General features: G+C 73.3%; 16 protein-coding genes, 2 tRNA genes and 3 pseudogenes. 10 read left to right on the forward strand and 11 right to left on the reverse strand.

The window, feature by feature from the left end; genetic code table 11:
• Positions 1–7: 7 nt before the first annotated feature.
• From rplA to ACHZ99_RS09800, 5 genes are all read right to left on the reverse strand, one after another.
• Positions 8–724, reverse strand: a complete 717-nt coding sequence (rplA, locus tag ACHZ99_RS09780) for a 50S ribosomal protein L1 (RefSeq protein WP_420304066.1) — start codon at positions 722–724, stop codon at positions 8–10.
• A 78-nt stretch (positions 725–802) separates the two neighbouring features.
• Positions 803–1237 carry a 50S ribosomal protein L11 gene (rplK, locus tag ACHZ99_RS09785; RefSeq protein WP_420304067.1) on the reverse strand — a complete coding sequence of 145 codons (435 nt, stop codon included), beginning with the start codon at positions 1235–1237 and terminating at the stop codon, positions 803–805.
• 184 nt (positions 1238–1421) lie between these two features.
• On the reverse strand, positions 1422–2339 hold the full coding sequence (gene nusG, locus ACHZ99_RS09790) for a transcription termination/antitermination protein NusG (protein ID WP_420304068.1): 918 nt from the start codon (positions 2337–2339) through the stop codon (positions 1422–1424).
• Positions 2340–2426: 87 nt separating this feature from the next.
• Positions 2427–2699, reverse strand: a complete 273-nt coding sequence (secE, locus tag ACHZ99_RS09795) for a preprotein translocase subunit SecE (RefSeq protein ID WP_420304069.1) — start codon at positions 2697–2699, stop codon at positions 2427–2429.
• A 104-nt stretch (positions 2700–2803) separates the two neighbouring features.
• Positions 2804–2876: transfer RNA gene (locus ACHZ99_RS09800), tRNA-Trp, on the reverse strand.
• 190 nt (positions 2877–3066) lie between these two features.
• Between ACHZ99_RS09800 and ACHZ99_RS09805 the strand changes: the two are divergent.
• Together ACHZ99_RS09805 and ACHZ99_RS09810 are read left to right on the forward strand one after the other, a co-directional pair.
• Positions 3067–4296 (forward strand): annotated as a pseudogene (locus tag ACHZ99_RS09805) (pyridoxal phosphate-dependent aminotransferase); the annotation flags it as partial.
• A 172-nt stretch (positions 4297–4468) separates the two neighbouring features.
• A complete protein-coding gene (locus ACHZ99_RS09810; protein WP_420304070.1) occupies positions 4469–5662 on the forward strand; it encodes an adenosine deaminase in 1194 nt (397 codons plus the stop codon).
• A 380-nt stretch (positions 5663–6042) separates the two neighbouring features.
• Here ACHZ99_RS09810 and ACHZ99_RS09815 read toward each other — a convergent pair.
• Positions 6043–6207 (reverse strand): annotated as a pseudogene (locus ACHZ99_RS09815) (TetR/AcrR family transcriptional regulator); the annotation flags it as partial.
• Positions 6208–6256: 49 nt separating this feature from the next.
• Here ACHZ99_RS09815 and ACHZ99_RS09820 point away from each other — a divergent pair.
• Both ACHZ99_RS09820 and ACHZ99_RS09825 read left to right on the forward strand, forming a co-directional pair.
• A pseudogene (locus tag ACHZ99_RS09820) lies at positions 6257–6370 on the forward strand (NAD(P)H-binding protein); the annotation flags it as partial.
• A gap of 219 nt (positions 6371–6589) precedes the next feature.
• On the forward strand, positions 6590–7102 hold the full coding sequence (locus ACHZ99_RS09825; RefSeq protein ID WP_420304668.1) for an NAD(P)-dependent oxidoreductase: 513 nt from the start codon (positions 6590–6592) through the stop codon (positions 7100–7102).
• 42 nt (positions 7103–7144) lie between these two features.
• Here ACHZ99_RS09825 and ACHZ99_RS09830 read toward each other — a convergent pair whose 3' ends face one another.
• Both ACHZ99_RS09830 and ACHZ99_RS09835 read right to left on the reverse strand, forming a co-directional pair.
• Positions 7145–8200: a UDP-N-acetylmuramate dehydrogenase gene (locus tag ACHZ99_RS09830; RefSeq protein WP_420304071.1), complete on the reverse strand. Its 1056-nt coding sequence runs from the start codon at positions 8198–8200 to the stop codon at positions 7145–7147.
• 264 nt (positions 8201–8464) lie between these two features.
• A complete protein-coding gene (locus tag ACHZ99_RS09835; RefSeq protein ID WP_420304669.1) occupies positions 8465–9067 on the reverse strand; it encodes a DedA family protein in 603 nt (200 codons plus the stop codon).
• Positions 9068–9288: 221 nt separating this feature from the next.
• Between ACHZ99_RS09835 and ACHZ99_RS09840 the strand changes: the two genes are divergently transcribed.
• Genes ACHZ99_RS09840 through ACHZ99_RS09855 form a run of 4 tightly spaced genes read left to right on the forward strand, consistent with a single transcriptional unit; the run spans position 9289 to position 12568 of the window.
• A complete protein-coding gene (locus tag ACHZ99_RS09840) occupies positions 9289–10443 on the forward strand; it encodes a sensor histidine kinase (protein WP_420304072.1) in 1155 nt (384 codons plus the stop codon).
• A complete protein-coding gene (locus tag ACHZ99_RS09845; protein ID WP_420304073.1) occupies positions 10434–11078 on the forward strand; it encodes a response regulator transcription factor in 645 nt (214 codons plus the stop codon). The genes ACHZ99_RS09840 and ACHZ99_RS09845 overlap by 10 nt, the downstream gene beginning before the upstream one ends.
• Before the next feature lie 54 nt (positions 11079–11132).
• Complete coding sequence (locus ACHZ99_RS09850) at positions 11133–11687, forward strand: SigE family RNA polymerase sigma factor (RefSeq protein WP_420304074.1); 555 nt, start codon at positions 11133–11135, stop codon at positions 11685–11687.
• Positions 11688–11692: 5 nt separating this feature from the next.
• The gene (locus tag ACHZ99_RS09855; protein WP_420304075.1) at positions 11693–12568 is read left to right on the forward strand and encodes a hypothetical protein; all 876 of its coding nucleotides are present in this window, start codon (positions 11693–11695) and stop codon (positions 12566–12568) included.
• A gap of 146 nt (positions 12569–12714) precedes the next feature.
• Here the strand turns inward: ACHZ99_RS09855 and ACHZ99_RS09860 are convergent, their stop codons facing one another.
• From ACHZ99_RS09860 to ACHZ99_RS09870, 3 genes are all read right to left on the reverse strand, one after another.
• Positions 12715–13872: an SMI1/KNR4 family protein gene (locus ACHZ99_RS09860; RefSeq protein WP_420304076.1), complete on the reverse strand. Its 1158-nt coding sequence runs from the start codon at positions 13870–13872 to the stop codon at positions 12715–12717.
• A 198-nt stretch (positions 13873–14070) separates the two neighbouring features.
• Positions 14071–14898: a hypothetical protein gene (locus tag ACHZ99_RS09865; protein ID WP_420304077.1), complete on the reverse strand. Its 828-nt coding sequence runs from the start codon at positions 14896–14898 to the stop codon at positions 14071–14073.
• A 247-nt stretch (positions 14899–15145) separates the two neighbouring features.
• Positions 15146–15634, reverse strand: coding sequence for a YajQ family cyclic di-GMP-binding protein (locus ACHZ99_RS09870; RefSeq protein ID WP_420304078.1), 489 nt, complete (start codon positions 15632–15634; stop codon positions 15146–15148).
• Between the two features lie 185 nt (positions 15635–15819).
• Between ACHZ99_RS09870 and ACHZ99_RS09875 the strand changes: the two genes are divergently transcribed.
• Both ACHZ99_RS09875 and ACHZ99_RS09880 read left to right on the forward strand, forming a co-directional pair.
• Positions 15820–15901, forward strand: a tRNA-Tyr gene (locus tag ACHZ99_RS09875).
• Between the two features lie 462 nt (positions 15902–16363).
• Entirely contained in the window at positions 16364–16954 is a 591-nt protein-coding gene (locus tag ACHZ99_RS09880; protein WP_420304079.1) for a hypothetical protein, read from the forward strand.
• The last annotated feature ends 97 nt before the right edge of the window (positions 16955–17051 follow it).

Raw genomic sequence — 17051 nt, forward strand, 5'->3', positions numbered from 1 at the left:
CGCGGCGTCAGACCGCGGCGTCCTCCGTCAGGAGGTTCCGCGTCCGCGCGGGGTCCACCGGGATGCCGGGGCCCATCGTCGTGGTGATCGTGGTCTTCTTGATGTAACGGCCCTTGGCGGCCGACGGCTTGAGCCGCAGGACCTCCTCCAGCGCCGCGCTGTAGTTCTCCACCAGCTTCTGCTCGTCGAACGAGGTCTTGCCGATGATGAAGTGCAGGTTGGAGTGCTTGTCCGTACGGAACTCGATCTTGCCGCCCTTGATCTCGGTCACGGCCTTGGCCACGTCGGGCGTGACCGTGCCGGTCTTCGGGTTCGGCATCAGACCGCGCGGGCCGAGGACCCGGCCGAGGCGGCCGACCTTGCCCATGAGGTCCGGGGTGGCGACGACCGCGTCGAAGTCGAGGCGGCCCTTCTGCACCTCCTCGATCAGCTCGTCGGCGCCGACGATGTCGGTGCCCGCGGCCTCCGCCGCCGCTGCACGGTCACCGGTCGCGAAGACCAGGACCCGGGCGGTCTTGCCGGTGCCGTGCGGGAGGTTCACGGTGCCGCGGACCATCTGGTCGGCCTTGCGCGGGTCGATGCCCAGGCGCATGGCGACCTCGACGGTGCCGTCGAACTTCGTCGTGGACGTCTCCTTGGCGAGGCGGACGGCCTCCAGGGGTGCGTACTGCCGCGTGCGGTCGACCTTGGCGTCGCCGCCGCGGAGTGCCTTGCTGCGCTTCACTGCTGCTCCTGATGTGTCGGTACGGAGTCGTGGTCCGGGCCGGCGCACGGCCCTGCCACAGGTGGTGCCGCGGGGCCGTCAGCCCTCGACCGTGACGCCCATCGAGCGGGCGGTGCCGGCGATGATCTTCTCGGCGGCGTCCAGGTCGTTGGCGTTGAGGTCGGACATCTTGGTGGTGGCGATCTCGCGGACCTGGTCGCGGGTGATCTTCGCGACCTTGGTCTTGTGCGGCTCGCCGGAGCCCTTCTCCACGCCCGCGGCCTTGAGGATCATCTTCGCGGCCGGCGGCGTCTTGGTGATGAAGGTGAACGAGCGGTCCTCGTAGACCGTGATCTCCACCGGGATCACCCAGCCGCGCTGCGACTCGGTGGCGGCGTTGTAGGCCTTGCAGAACTCCATGATGTTCACGCCGTGCTGGCCCAGCGCGGGGCCGACCGGCGGGGCCGGGTTCGCGGCACCGGCCTGGATCTGGAGCTTGATCAGCCCCGTGACCTTCTTCTTCTTGGGAGGCATGTCTCTCCGGGTCCTTGAATGAGAGGTTTGCGCCTCGATCCGGTGATTGGCCGTCTCCCGGACGGAGGCATACCGCACCACGATAGCCGTATCGGGTACGAGTCCTGAAACCGAGCAGGTCAGAGCGGCTGCGAAGCCGTCTGACCTGGTCGGAAGCGTACGGGGCGGGCCGGGCGCGCCGCCGTCAGTCGTTCTTCTGGATCTGGTCGAAGCTCAGCTCGACCGGGGTCTCCCGGCCGAAGATCTCCACCAGGCCCTTGACCTTCTTCGAGTCCGCGTTGATCTCGTTGATGGTCGCCTGCAGCGTCGCGAACGGGCCGTCGGTGACGGTGACCGAGTCGCCCACGGCGAAGTCGAGCACCTGCACCTCGACCTGGCGGGACGGCGCCGGCTTGCCCTCGGCCTCGGCGGCCTCGCGGGCGGCCTTCTCCTCGGCCTCCGGGGCGAGCATGCGGACGATCTCGTCGAGCGTCAGCGGGTACGGGTCGTAGGCGTTGCCGACGAAGCCGGTGACGCCCGGGGTGTTGCGCACGACGCCCCACGACTCGTTCGTCAGGTCCATCCGCACCAGGACGTAGCCCGGGAGCTTGTTCTGCCGGACGTTCCTGCGCTCGCCGTTCTTGATCTGGACGACCTCTTCCTCGGGCACCTCGGCCTGGTAGATGAAGTCCTCGACGTTCAGGGAGACCGCGCGCTGTTCGAGGTTGGCCTTGACCCGCTTCTCGTAGCCCGCGTAGGTGTGGATCACGTACCACTCGCCGGGCAGGCCGCGCAGCTCCTGGCGCAGCGCCTCGACGGGGTCGACGGCCTCGTCCTCCGCGGCCGCGTCCTCCGCGACCTCGTCCTCGGTGGCCTCGTCCTCCGTGGCCTCGTCTTCCGCAGCCTCGTCCGCGGCCGCCTCCGGTGCGTCGTCGTCCGCCGCGCCCCCGGCCTCGGCGTCCTCGGCGGCTTCCGTGATCTCGATGTCCTCGACGTCCTCGTCGGCCCCGGTGACCGCGGCGTCCTCCACCTGCCCGGCAGGGGCACTCTCGGCAGGCTCTGCCCCCGTGGCGCCGGCAACCTCGTCGGTCGCGACTGCGTCGTTCAGGTTCGGGTCAGACACGGTAGCTGCTTCTTCCTGGTTCAAAAGGGGATGTGCACATGCAGTCGCCTACCTTACGTACCTTACGGGGCGGCGTACGCGAATCGGTCAGCCGAAGACGTACTGCATGAGTTCGGTGAACCCGAAGTCGATCACCGTCACGATGCCGATCATGACCACCACGAAGATGATCACGACGGTCGTGTACGTCGTCAGCTGGTTGCGCGTCGGCCAGACGACCTTGCGCAGCTCCGCGACGATCTGCCGGTAGAAGAGCCCCAGGCGGGCGAACGGGCCCTTCCGGCCGCGCTTGCCGCCGCGGCGAGCGGGTCGCGCGTCGCCTTCGGGGCGGTCAGGCGTCGCGGTGGGAGCTTCCGTCACTCGTCCTCACCTGGATCCCGGGTCGTTGACCTGCCGCGCCCGGTGGAGCCGCACGGCGGGGTTGCTGTGAACTGCGTACGCACCTCCTGAGGAGATGCGCGTAGCAGGGCCGGAGGGACTTGAACCCCCAACCGCTGGTTTTGGAGACCAGTGCTCTTCCAATTGAGCTACGACCCTTTGTGTCATCCCAACCTAACGCATTCTTGCAGGGCCTTCACGGGCGCGTGCAAGATCTGCACCTGGGCTGGCACGGTCCATGAGTGTACGGGTTTCACGCCCCGCCGTCGAACGAGTACGCCGCGCGCCCCGCGGACGAGCGGTGCGACCCGTGTGCCGCCGCCCCCGCCGGTCTGGAACGATGGGCGCCATGACCGCTGCAAACTCCGCACCCCAGTCCCCGACCGAACGCCGGGTGTCGGCCCGCGTCGGCGCTATCTCGGAGTCCGCGACGCTCGCCGTGGACGCCAAGGCCAAGGCCCTCAAGGCCGCCGGCCGCCCGGTGATCGGCTTCGGCGCCGGCGAGCCCGACTTCCCGACGCCCGACTACATCGTCGAGGCCGCGATCGCAGCGTGCACCAACCCGACGTACCACCGCTACACGCCCGCCGGCGGGCTGCCCGAGCTGAAGTCCGCGATCGCCGCGAAGACCGCGCGCGACTCGGGCTACGAGGTGGAGCCGGCCCAGGTGCTCGTCACCAACGGCGGCAAGCAGGCGATCTACGAGGCGTTCGCCGCCCTGCTCGACCCGGGCGACGAGGTCGTCGTCCCCACGCCGTACTGGACCACCTACCCGGAGTCGATCCGGCTGGCCGGCGGCGTGCCCGTCGACGTCGTCGCCGACGAGACCACCGGCTACCGGGTGTCCGTCGAGCAGCTGGAGGCCGTACGCACCCCGCGCACGAAGGTGCTGCTCTTCGTCTCCCCGTCCAACCCGACCGGCGCGGTCTACTCCCGCGAGCAGGTCGAGGCGATCGGCCGCTGGGCGGCGGAGCACGGGCTGTGGGTGCTGACGGACGAGATCTACGAGCACCTGGTGTACGGCACCGCCGAGTTCCACTCGCTGCCGGTGGTCGTGCCCGAGCTGCGCGACCGGTGCGTCGTGGTCAACGGCGTGGCCAAGACGTACGCGATGACCGGCTGGCGGGTCGGCTGGGTGATCGGCCCGAAGGACGTCGTCAAGGCCGCGACGAACCTGCAGTCGCACGCCACGTCGAACGTCTCCAACATCTCCCAGGCCGCCGCGCTGGCGGCCGTCTCGGGCGACCTGGACGCGGTGGCGAAGATGCGCGAGGCGTTCGACCGGCGGCGCCGGACGATCGTGCGGATGCTGAACGAGATCGAGGGAGTGGAGTGCCCGGAGCCGGAGGGCGCGTTCTACGCGTACCCGTCGGTGAAGGGGCTTCTCGGTAAGGAGATCCGCGGCCGGCGCCCGGCGGACTCGGTGGAGCTGGCCGGGGTGATCCTGGAGGAGGCCGAGGTCGCGGTGGTGCCGGGCGAGGCGTTCGGCACACCCGGGTACCTGCGGCTGTCGTACGCGCTGGGCGACGAGGACCTGGTCGAGGGCGTCTCGCGGATGCAGAAGCTGCTCGCGGAGGCCGCGGTAGCGGCCGCGGCGGGAGCGGCGCGGGGCTTGTCCGGACAGCCGTCCGGGCAAGATCTCTTCGTGACTCCGCTCCGAGGGAGCTTCCAGCCCGAAGGCTGCGGTCCAGCCCGAACCGGCCCTTGCAGGACGCCGCGACAATACCACCGGAAGGGGGCGCAAGGTGACCATGGAACATCGCCGAGACGTCCGCCGCCTGCCCAAGGCCCACCTGCACCTGCACTTCACCGGCTCCATGCGCTCCGGCACGCTGATCGAGCTGGCCGCCAAGTACGGCGTCCACCTGCCCGAGGCGCTGAGCGGCGGCGAGCCGCCCCAGCTGCGCGCGACCGACGAGCGCGGCTGGTTCCGCTTCCAGCGGCTCTACGACCTCGCCCGCTCCTGCCTGCGCGCCCCCGAGGACATCCAGCGGCTGGTGCGCGAGGCGGCCGAGGAGGACCTCGCGGACGGCTCGCGGTGGCTGGAGATCCAGGTCGACCCCACGTCGTACGCGCCGCGCCTCGGCGGGCTGATCCCGGCGCTGGAGATCATCCTCGACGCGGTCGAGACGACCTCCCGGGACACCGGCCTCGGGATGCGCGTGCTGGTCGCCGCCAACCGGATGAAGCACCCGCTCGACGCCCGCACCCTCGCCCGCCTCGCCGTGCGCTACGCGGGCCGCGGTGTCGTCGGCTTCGGGCTCTCCAACGACGAGCGCCGCGGCTTCGCCCGCGACTTCGACCGCGCCTTCGCCATCGCCCGCGACGGCGGCCTGCTGGCCGCCCCGCACGGCGGCGAGCTGGCCGGGCCGGCGAGCGTGCGGGACTGCCTGGACGACCTGGACGCGCGCCGCATCGGGCACGGCATCCGCGCCGCCGAGGACCCGCGGCTGCTGTCGCGGCTGGCGGCGGCGGGCGTGACGTGCGAGGTGTGCCCGTCGTCGAACGTCGCGCTGGGGGTGTACGAGCGGCCGGAGGACGTGCCGCTGCGGACGCTGTGGGACGCGGGGGTGCCGATGGCGCTGGGCGCGGACGACCCGCTGCTGTTCGGGTCGCGGCTGGCGGCGCAGTACGAGCTGGCGCGTGCGCACCACGGGTTCACCGACGAGGAGCTGGCGGAGCTCGCGCGGCAGTCGGTACGGGCCTCGGTGGCGCCGGACGAGGTGCGGCGGGGGCTGCTGGCGGACGTGGACGGCTGGCTGGCGGGCGCGCCGGACGGCGGCGGGGGCCGGGGCGGGCCCGCGGGGCGTCAGGGGGCGGACGGGGGCGCCACGGGCGGCGGGGAGCCCGCGGGTGGCGGGGGCGCCGCGGAGTCCGCCGGAGGCGGGCAGACGGCCGCCCAGACCGTCCGGGACACCGCCGCGGCGAAGTCGTCCGCCGGCTGAACCGCCGCCGGCCCGCCGAAGGCGACGAAGAACGCCCGCTGGAAGCACGCGCCGAGCAGCAGCACCGCCGCGGCCCGGGGGTCCGCGTCGGGCCGGATGCGGCCGCGCTCCCGCTCCCGTACCAGGTACGCCGCGAGCGCGTCGCTCGCCTCGTACGGCCCCTTGCGCCCGACCGCGGTAAGCCCCTCGGCGAACCGCGTGAGCAGCCCGGGCTCGACCAGCAGCGCGCCCACCATGGGCAGCATCTCCTCGTAGAACTCGGCCGCCTTCCGGGCGACGACCCGCAGGCACTCCTCGACGCCGCGGCCGCCCGGGTCGTCGGCCAGCTCGGTGAGCAGCGCGCCGAGGCGCGGCAGCCGCTCGAAGAGGACGCGGAGGAAGATCTCCTCCTTGTTGACGAAGTGCTTGTAGAGCAGCGCCTCCGAGCAACCCGCCTCGCGCGCGATCTCCTTGGTGGTCGCGTGCACGAATCCGGCGGTGCGCACGAGGCGCTCGGCGGCGTCCACGATGCGCTCCGGAGCCGGCCTTGACGGCGGGGTGGGCATTCACTCACCCTAACAGTGAGTGGGCGATTACCCACTGCGGGAGGGGACGATGAAGCTCACGGTCCTGGGCGCGTCCGGCGGCACCGGCCGGGAGGTGGTCCGGCAGGCGCTGGCCGCCGGGCACGAGGTCACGGCGGTGGTGCGCAAGGGCGCGCGGCTGCCGGGCGCGCGGCTGGCGGCGGCCGGGACGGCGGCCGGAGGGACTGCGACCGGCGGGACTGCGGCGGCCCGGACGGCGGCGGCCGGGACCGCGGCCGGCGGGACGGCGCCCGGGCGCGGTGGGACCGCCGGTGCGGAGACCGCCGCCGCGAAGGGCGGGAAGGGCCGCGGGAGTGCGGAGGACCGGGACGGCGCGGCCGGCGGCGGGCGCGGCCGGCTGGCGGTGACGACCGTCGCCGACGCGACGGATCCCGGCGCCCTCGCCCCCGTCGTCCGGGGCCGCGACGCGCTGCTGTTCTGCCCCGGCCTGCAGAGCACCGCCCGGCCCCCGGGCCGCCTCGGCGCGGCGACGCACGCGCTGGTACGGGCCGCGCGGGCGGCGGGCGTACGGCGGCTGCTCGTGGTCAGCTCGGCGCCGGTCGGGCCGCTGCCGCCGGACGAGGGGATGTTCGGGCGGGCGGTGTCGCCGGTGCTGCGGACGGTGTTCAAGGACGTGTACGCGGAGGCCGCCGCCATGGAGTCGGAGCTGGCGCACAGCGGGCTGGACTGGACGGTGCTGCGGCCGGGCAAGCTGACGAACCGGCGCGGCAAGGGCCGCTACCGCCGCCGGGTCGGCGGGAACGTGCCGGGCACCGGCATGATGGCCCGCGCGGACCTGGCGCGCGCGATGCTCGACCTGCTGGACGACCCGGCGGTGCGGGGGCAGACGGTGGGGCTGGGTTCGGCGCGGGGGTGAGCGCGCGGGGCCCGTACCGGACGAAGGCCGCGCGAACCGGCGCTAGAGGCGCACGCCGACCGTCACCGGCTCGTTGACCAGCGTGACGCCGAACGCCTCCCGCACCCCGTCGCGCACCTCGCGGGCGAGCGCGAGCAGGTCCTCGGTGGTCGCCGAGCCGCGGTTGGTCAGGGCCAGGGTGTGCTTGGTGGAGATACGGGCCGGGCCGGTCCCGTACCCGCGGGTGAAGCCGGCGCGGTCGATGAGCCAGGCCGCCGACGTCTTCGTGCGCCCCTCCCCCGCCGGGAACGCCGGGGGGTGCACGTCCGGCCCGAGGCGGTCCGCGACGCGGGCGCGGAAGGCGGCGTAGGCGGGCTCGTCCAGGATCGGGTTGGTGAAGAAGGAGCCGGCCGACCAGGTGTCGTGGTCCTCCGGGTCGAGCACCATGCCCTTGCCCGCGCGCAGCTTCAGCACGACGTCGCGCGCCTGCGCGGCGGGCACCCGCTCGCCGACCTCGACGCCGAGCGCGCGCGCCGTCTCCGCGTACCGGACGGGCGCGGACAGGCCGCCCGCGTCGGCGAGGCGGAAGCGGACGCGCAGGACGACGAAGCGGCCGGGGTCGGCCTTGAAGCGGCTGTGGCGGTACGAGAAGCCGCACTCGGCGCCGGGGACGGTGACGGTCTCGCCGGTGGTGCGGTCGTACGCGACGACCTCGGTGATCGTCTCGGCGACCTCCTGGCCGTACGCGCCGACGTTCTGGATCGGCGTGGCCCCGGCCGAGCCGGGGATGCCGGCGAGACACTCGACGCCGGCGAGGCCGGCGTCGACGGTGCGGGCGACGGCGTCGGACCAGTTCTCGCCGGCGGCCAGTTCGAGCGCGGTGCCGTCGAGGGTGAAGCCGGTGGTGGCGAGGCGCAGGGCGGTGCCGGGGAAGCCGGCGTCGGAGACGACCAGGTTGCTGCCGCCGCCGACGATCAGCAGCGGGGTGCCGGCGGCGTCGGCCGCGCGCACGGCGTCCACCACCTCGGCGTCCGTGGTGGCGGTGACGAGCCGGGCGGCGGGGCCGCCGAGGCGGAAGGTGGTCAGCGGGGCGAGCGGGGCGTCGTGGCGTACCTGCACGGGGACAAGGTTACGGGCCGGGGGTGACAGCGGGCGCCGGCGGCGCCGGTGTCCCGGCGCAGGTGGCGTTCTTCGCAGGAGAAGTGCGCGGCTCGGTGCGGACAGCGGCGGGGGTGGCCGGGGCCGGGGGCGCGGCCTGCGGCGGGGCAGGGGCCGGCTCGCATACGCGGTCCAGCATCGCGGTGACGGCGCCGTGCTCGTCGCGGAGGGGCGACCCGCCGTAGGGCCGCGGGCGTACGGGCCGGGCGCCCCCCGCGTGCGCCGCTACGCGCCCCGCCGCGGCGCCCGGTGCCGCCCGCGGCCGGCGGCCACGGCCCGTACCACCAGGAACACCACCACCGCCAGCGCCACCACCCCCAGCACCGCCTTCGAGTACACGCCGACGATGTCGCTGATCTCGTGCCAGCGGGACCCCAGCCCGTACCCCGCGAGCACGAACACCGTGTTCCACAGGGCGCTGCCCGCGGCCGTGAGCCCCAGGAAGACCGGCACCCGCATCCGTTCGACCCCCGCGGGCACGGATATGAGGCTGCGGAAGATCGGGATCATGCGGCCGAAGAACACCGCCTTCGTGCCGTGGCGGGCGAACCATGCCTCGGTGCGCTCAATGTCGCGCACCTTCAGCAGCGGCAGCTTCGCCGCCAGCGCGACCGTCCGCTCGCGGCCGAGGAGCGCGCCCACCCAGTAGAGCGCGAGGGCGCCGACGACGGAGCCGACGGTGGTCCAGACGAGGACCGCCGCGAGGTTCAGCCCGCCCTGCTGCGCCGAGAAGCCCGCGAGCGGGAGGATGACCTCGCTGGGCAGCGGCGGGAACAGGTTCTCCAGGGCGATGGCCAATCCGGCCCCGGGCGCCCCGAGATCCTCCATGAGCCCGGCGGCCCACCCGGCGACGCCGCCGCTGGGCGCCTCTCCGGAAGCGATTCCGATCATGGCGTCGACGTTACGGGGCCGGTCCGGCAACCGGAATCCGGGGTCCCGTCCAAGCCGCTGCGGGACACCGCACGCACGTCAGGACGGCACCCCCCACCCCCGCCCTGCGGAAAGCCGCAGTGCGCCGCCCGGCCGGCCGCGGTTAGCGTGACCGCATCATGCGTCCGATCCTGCTCCGCCGCCTGCGTACCGCGGCCGGGGTCCTCACCGGCTGCCTCACCGCCCTCGTCGAGCTGCCGCTCGTCGCGCTGTGCGGGCTGTGGCTCCTCGCCACCTGGCCGTGGCAGGCCGCCGCCGGCGGCGCCCCGCGCGCCACCCGCGTCCCGTACGGGGCCGCCGCGCGCCTCACCGCCGCCGAGCGCACGCGCATGACGTACTTCTACGGCAGCGAGCTCGCCCCGCCCCGGCCGTCCCCGCGCGCGCTGCAATACCTCGCCCTGCGCTGGGGCGTCGGCGTGCTCGGCGGCGCGGTGCTCCTGACCGCGCTGATCGGCGCGCTGTACGGCTCGACGCTGCTGTGGATCTGGTTCGTGGCGCGGGACGCCGACCCGTTCATGCTCGTCGCCGCCGGCCTCGCCGGCCTCTTCCTGCTCTTCCTGTCGGTCCAGGGCGTCGACGGCGTGGCCGCCCTGGACAACCACCTCGCCCACCGCTTCCTCGGCCCCAGCCCCGCCGACCTCCTCCAGCGCCGCATCGGTGAACTCGCCGCCACCCGCGCCGGCGTCGTCGCCGCCGTCCACGACGAGCGCCGCCGCATCGAACGGGACCTCCACGACGGCGTACAGCAGCGCCTCGTCGTCCTCGGCATGCTCCTCGGCCGCGCCCGCCGCACCGCCGCGGCCGACCCGGCGAAGTCGCGGGAGCTGCTCCGCCAGGCCCACGAGCAGGCGCAGCTGACGCTCACGGACCTGCGCGAGGTCGCCTGGCACGTCTACCCCGCGGCGCTCGACGACGCCGGGCTGCGCGCCGCGCTGGAGGCGCTGGCGGAGCGCGCGGAGCTGCCCGTACGGATCGAGTACGGGCTCGCCGAGCCGCTGCCGGAAGCGGTCCGTACGGTCGCGTACTTCACGGTCTCCGAGGCCGTCACGAACGCGATCAAGCACTCGTCCGCCACGCTGGTGACCGTACGGCTGACGCGGGATGCGACGATGGCGCGCGTGAGCATCGAGGACGACGGCGCGGGCGGCGCGAACCCGTCGGGCGGCGGCCTGCTGGGCCTCGCCCGCCGCGTCGCCGCCCTCGACGGCCGGCTCACCGTCGCCAGCCCCCCGGGCGGGCCCACCACCGTCACCGCGGAGCTGCCGTGCGCGTAGTGCTGGCCGACGACTCGACGCTGCTCCGCGAGGGCCTCGCCCGCCTCCTCACCGACGAGGGCCACACCGTCACCGCCGCCGTGGGCGACGCCCCGGCGCTGGTCGCCGCGGTCGCCGCCGGCCCCCCGGACGTCGCGGTGGTCGACGTCCGCATGCCGCCGGGCCACGCGGACGACGGGCTGCGCGCGGCGCTGGAGATCCGCGGACGGTGGCCGGAGACGGGGGTGCTGGTGCTGTCGCAGTACGTGGAGCGGCGCTACGCGGCGGAGCTGGTCACCGGCAGCACGGGCGGCGTGGGTTATCTCCTGAAGGACCGCGTCGTCGAGGTCGACGAGTTCCTCGACGCCCTGGACCGGGTGGCCGCGGGCGGCACGGCCCTCGACCCCGAGGTCGTACGCCGCCTCCTGGCCCACAGCACCCGCACGGACCCGCTGGACCGCCTCACCCCGCGCGAACGCGAGGTGCTGGACCGGATGGCCCAGGGCCACACCAACGCGGCCATCGCCGCCCGCCTGTACGTCTCCCAGAGCGCGGTCGAGAAGCACGTGAACGCCATCTTCGACAAGCTCGACCTCGGCCACGCCGAGGGCTACAGCCGCCGGGTCCTGGCGATCCTGCGCTACCTGGATCCGTAGCGCGGGCAACGCATCCGGCGCTCCCTGGACTCTCCAGGGGTGAAGGGAGTGCCCATGACAGCCGAGCAGACTCAGCGGGACACCGATTTCCAGAGCTTCATGGCGAGCCGGTGGCCGCGGCTGCTGCGTACGGCGTACCTCCTCACCGGCGAACAGCACGCCGCGGAAGACCTGGCGCAGATCGCGCTGGAGCGCGCGTACGTCGCCTGGCGGCGAGTGACGCAGGCCGACGACCCGGACGCGTACGTCAGAAGGATCCTCTACAACGCCCACGCGCGGCGCTTCCGCTCCGGCCGGCGCCCGGAGCTGCCGAACGGCGGCCGGAGCGGCACCGAGGAGACGCACCCGGCCGACCGGGACCGCATCGCCCAGGCGGACGACCGCCTGGCGCTGCTGCCGGCGCTGCTCGCGCTGCCGCGGCGGCAGCGGCAGGCGGTGGTGCTGCGCTACTGGGAGGACCTGAGCGTCGACGAGGCCGCGGCGGCCATGGGGTGCTCGACCGGAACGATCAAGAGCCAGACCGCCAAGGGCCTCGCCAAGCTGCGGAGTTCACCGGCCCTGAGGGAGCGGATCGACGAGACCCGTGAGCGCAGCGGGAGGAGCGGGTGAGGGGCATGCGCGACGACGACATCGACATCGGCATCGACATCGGCACGGAGCTGCCGGAACGGCTCGCGACGGCGGCCGACCAGGCGGTGATCACCGCGGTACCCACGGCCGCCGTGCTGCGCCGCGCGCGCCGGCGGCGGCGCGGCAGGCGGCTGGCGTCGGGCTCGGCCGTCCTGGCCGCCGGCGGGCTCCTCGCGGCCGGGCTGGCGGCGCTGCCGCAGGGCGGGCAGGAGCGGCCGGCGGCGATCGTCGTCCCGCCCGGCTCGGCCACCCCGGCGCCGGCGGGGGTGACGCGGCCGTCGAACGCGGTCCTGGGCGAGGGCGAGGCGGGCGGGTACCGCTTCCGGGTGGAGCTGGACGTCTGGGCAGCCGCCGCCGACGAGGAGGACGTCTGGCGCCAGGTGCGGGCGATGTACGAGAGCGACACCGAGCTGCCGTTCGAGGTCGAGACCGGCGCCAACTACCCGCCGGTGCGGGGCGAGGACGAGCTGCCGTACGGCCCGGGAACTTCCTGGTACTACGTCTACCTCTCGGTGGACGGCAACCCGCGCGCCGCGTACATGCAGGGAGAGGTGCGCGGCGGCAGCCGCGACGAGATCCGGGTCTCCGGCACCAACCTGGACGGCAACGGCAACGAGAGCCCGGACGCCGAGGAGACGACGGTCGAGCTGATCTTCGGCCACGTGCCCGAGGGGGTCGAGCGGGCGGAGATCGTGTGGGAGAACGACACGGTGTCGGAGCCGGAGCTGGTCGAGGGGGCGGGAGCACCGGGGGGCTGGTTCACGGCCGCGGGGCCGGAGGGCGGGGTGGACCCGGTCGAGCTGCGGACGTACGACGGACGGGGAAGGCCCGGCCCGGGGTACGCCTTCAACGGCTGGTGAGCCGCGCCGTACGGGAGCGGCGGCGGGGTCGCCGCTCCCGTACCGTGCACGCCGACGGGCGGAAGCCCGGCCACACGGGCGATGTGCGCCGCTTCCCGACGGAGGATGCCGCCGATAGCGCCCACCTGCGCGCACCCGCGCAGGCGTCAGCCCTCGCCGTCAGCTCCGACGGGATACGGCTCGAAGCCGATGTAGTCGAGGGGATCCTCGTCGTCCCGCCCGAGCCGGGGCAGGCCCTCGGTGGCGAAGCCGCCGCGCAGCCAGTCCAGCAAGGTGTCGGCGAGACCGCGCCCCCGCAGCGGCGGGCCCTCGTCGGCGTGCCGGGGCACGACGATCAGAGGCCAGTCCTCCGGGGTGTCCCCCTCGGTGAGCCAGCAGAGCTGGTCGCCGTCGATGGAGTCGGCGAACGGCAGGAACCCGCCGGGCTCGGGCCACACCGCGAGGGAGTGGAACTCCGGGAACCTGGTGCGGCTGCGGACATAGTTGCCGGAGTACCAGGTGGCCCAGGGCGCGAGCGCGTACTGGTGCTCGCTGAGCGGGCGCTTGAACCGCAGCCAGCCAGTCCAGCAGCCCGCGCCGTACGTCTCCATCAGCCGCACGTACTCCTCGGGCAGCCGGGTGCCCAGCCCGTCGTACAGCCACTCCCAGCCGCGCTCTCCGAGCACCGGAGCCGGCGGCGGGGGAACGAGGGCGGTCAGCGTCCGCAACCCGCTGCCGGAGGTGAGCGCCGCGCGCTGCCGCGCCGTCGGCTCCGGCCGCCGCCGCGGCGGGGTCCAGGCAGCGGATTCGAGTTCGCCGTACACACGGCTGCGGACGGCGACCGGCCGCAGCCCCTCGGCGACGAGCCGCGCCAGCGTCGGCACCAGCGGCGCGCCGAAGCGGCGCCACACGTCGCGGCTCCCGTCCCGGTGGTCGGGGCAGTGCATCACGACCGGCCACTGATCCGGGTCGTCGGACGCCGTGGTGTCCCAGAACAAGGTGTCGCACCTGCGGGTCTCGCCCACGGCAAGGACGCCGGGAGCCTCGCGCCGCGTCTCCGGCGCCCACGTCCCGTAGTCGAACGTCCCGCTGCCGTGCGGGGTGTGCAGCCAGAGGTGCTCGCCGATGTCCAGCGGGCCGTACGCGGAGGCGACGGCCTTGTAGTCGGCGGGCAGCGCCGTCCCCAGCCAGGTCTCGACCGCCTCCCAGTCGACCGGGACGGCGAAGCCGGCCGGCGGCGCGCCGAATATCTCGGCGAAGGCAGCGACATGCGGGTTCGTGGGCGACATGGCGGTACGGACCTCCCAGGCGCTGCGTTGCCCCACGACGATAGGTCTCGCCACCGACAACGGCGGCCGCCGCGCATGCACCAGCCGCGGCAGCCCGCGGTGCTCGCCTCCGCGCGCCCGTCGTCGGCGGTCGACCGCCACGGAGAGGCTTTTGTCACCTACGTGAGAGGCCGGTTGGGGACCGCCCTCGTCAACCGGCCGTGGCAGCGCCTCGACCTTGCCCCGACCTGGGCGTCAACACTCCGTCTCACCACCCACCGACCGCGCCATCTCCAGCAACTCGAACAGGTCGACATGCGTGCCGACGATCCCCTCGTCATGCAGATGGGCGTTGTCCGGCGACACGGTCACCCCGCTCGCGATGAGGTGGAACTGCTCTGCCGGATCCGGCAGGTGGCGCAACCCGGCCACGATGAGGCGGGTGACATGCGCCTGACTGCGGCCGTGAGAGTGCCCCCAGGCGCGCGTCCCTACGGCCTCGGACGGATCCGGCAGTTCGGCGAAGGTGCGCTCGTACAACTCGAGATGAGGGTGCCGATTCGGCCCGTCCACGAGGTGCACGTGTCCGACCACCCAGCAGCGGCGCAACCGGATCGCGAGGACGTCTCCGCCTCGGGTGAAGGTGAGGGTCTCCCGCGTGCTCGGCTTCCGCGTGAGCGGGGGCGGCGGCGAACGCAACAGCGCGATCATGTCGTCTGTTCGATGCAGGAACGCGTCGCTCAACCACACGGCGTCGTTCAGGGCATGGATCCCGGCGGTCGCCGATTCGGTGAGCTCGGGATCCACCAACCCGACTTCGTGCAACGCGGTAGCCAGGGCGATCGCAACCTTGTAGCCGTTCATCCGTTCACTCTCGGATGCGCCCGAATCCTCACGGGTTGCATCGAGCAGGAACCGCCACCGGCCCTTCACGGCCGGCACGACGTCGGCGTACCGAACACCTTCCAGACCTTGGTGCCTGGCGGAGAAGAAGCTCTTCTGCGCCAGGATCCGCACTTCATCCCGCGCTGTCGGGGCCACGGCACCGGCCGCGAGCTTGTCGAGGATCTGCTGGTGACGCACGAGGCCGCCCTCAGGGTCGTCCCGTAAATGATCTACGGTGTGGGTCGTTGACCTGCTCGCTTCCCCGTCATCCGGCAAGGGCGGGGCTGTGCAGGCAGGCGATGCCGGGCATGGCTCCCCGAGCCGGGGCGCTTCCGCCGGGCCACCACCGGCACCCCTCCGGCCGCACGACGAGGACACCACCCGTTCGGCGGTGGAGACCACGCTCGCGCACGCGCCCTGAATATTCGCAGGTCAGCGGCCCGGGCTAACGGTAGTTGACGAACTGGACCGCGAAGTCGAGGTCCTTGCCCTTGATGAGGGAGATGACGTCCTGGAGGGCGTCCCGGCTCTTGGAGGTCACCCGCAGCTCGTCCCCCTGCACCTGCGCCTTGACGCCCTTCGGCCCCTCGTCGCGGATGATCTTCGCGAGCTTCTTGGCGTCGTCCTGGGAGATGCCCTCCTTGACCGTGGAGTACAGCCGGTACTCCTTCCCGGACGCCTGCGGCTCCCCCGTCTCCAGGGCCTTCAGCGAGATCCCCCGCTTGACCAGCTTGGACTGGAAGATGTCCAGCACGGCCTTGGCCCGCTCCTCGGCGTTGGCCCGGATCTCGATCCGCTCCCCGGACCACGCGATCGCGGCGCCGACACCCTTGAAGTCGTAGCGCTGCGAGATCTCCTTGGCGGCCTGGTTGAGAGCGTTGTCGACCTCCTGCCGATCGACCTTCGAGACGATGTCGAAACTGGAGTCGGCCATCTTCGGTGCGCTCCTCGTGCACTGGTTCCCTGATACCGCACCCCGGTCCCGGGGCCGTGGGCCAGCCTAGTCACCCCCGCCCGGCCCACCAGCCCCGCAACCGGGTGGCGGACCACCCCCGGCCATCGGGTATGGTTTACGACGTTGCCGGGCAGCCCCAGCGGCCGGACCAGGCGACATCCCCAGGCGGTGTGCCCGAGTGGCCAAAGGGAGCAGACTGTAAATCTGCCGGCTCAGCCTTCCCAGGTTCGAATCCTGGCGCCGCCACACACGAAGAAACCCCTTCTGACCTGCCAAAAGGCAGCCCAGAAGGGGTTATGTGCTTTTCGGACGACCGCGTTCGGTCGGGGGCCGAAAGGGCCCGTCCTGCCTCGCCTCGCCCCGGCGCAGACCGGACTCGGGAAGCCCGTGCTCGGTGTCGACGGCGCACCCGGTACGGCTTGGCCCGGTCGGGGCGCACCTCCCGTGGAGGAGGTCCGTACGTCGTAGCCCGGCACTCCAGGTCCTCCGTCCACGACTCCAGCCCCCGGGGGCATGTGGTCGGGGGAACGCGCGCAGGTCGTGACGGAGTCCCAACTCCGCACGGCCTTCCGGCTTTTCGGCAAGCCACCGGCGTATTACGAAACGCGGACGCCCGGCCGGAGACGGAACCGGGGGACCCCGGGGGGTGTCTAGCGTGCGGGGAAGTCCGCTCGCCCCGAGCGGTGTCCCCGATGAGAAGGACGACTCATGCGTGTTCGGAGGAAGGCGGCCCTGGCCGTCGCCGCCCTGGCGGCCGGCCTGGTGCTCACCGCCTGCGGTGGAGACGACGGCTCCGCGTCGGACTCCTCGACCGCCGCCGCCGAGTCCTCGGACAGCGCGGCGCCCGAGGCCGACGCGCCGGACGGTGACGAGGAGGGGGCCACGGACGAGTACGTGAGCTGCACGGATCAGATCAACTACGCCGGTGACCCCCGCGCCAACGCCGAGATCAACACCATCGGTGAGGAGACCGGCGAGTGCCCGGAGCCCCTGGACCCCGACGAGGTCTCGGATATCCCCTACGACCCCGAGGTCAGCTGCACGGACCAGATCAACTACGCCGGCGACTCCCGCGCCAACGCCGAGATCGACACCGTCGGCGAGGAGACCGGCTGGTGCCCGCAGCCGCAGACGGCCGACGAGGCCGACGAGGCCGACGAGGCCGACGAGGGCGGCGTCGCCTACGACCCCGAGGTCCCTTGCACGGACCAGATCGACTACGCCGACGACCCCCGGTCCGACTCCGACATCAACCTCGCCGGCCAGACCACCGGCTGGTGCCCGGAACCCCAGCGGTAGCCACAGCAGCGGTGAGGGCTCTCCCCCGCTCTCTCTTTCGGGCACGGGCCCCCCGGTCGGCCGACACCGGCCGGGGGCGGGTCCGGCGCGGCACGCG

The organism is Streptomyces sp. MAR4 CNX-425, from assembly GCF_048656465.1.
In the GTDB taxonomy this organism is placed as follows: Bacteria; Actinomycetota; Actinomycetes; order Streptomycetales; family Streptomycetaceae; genus Streptomyces.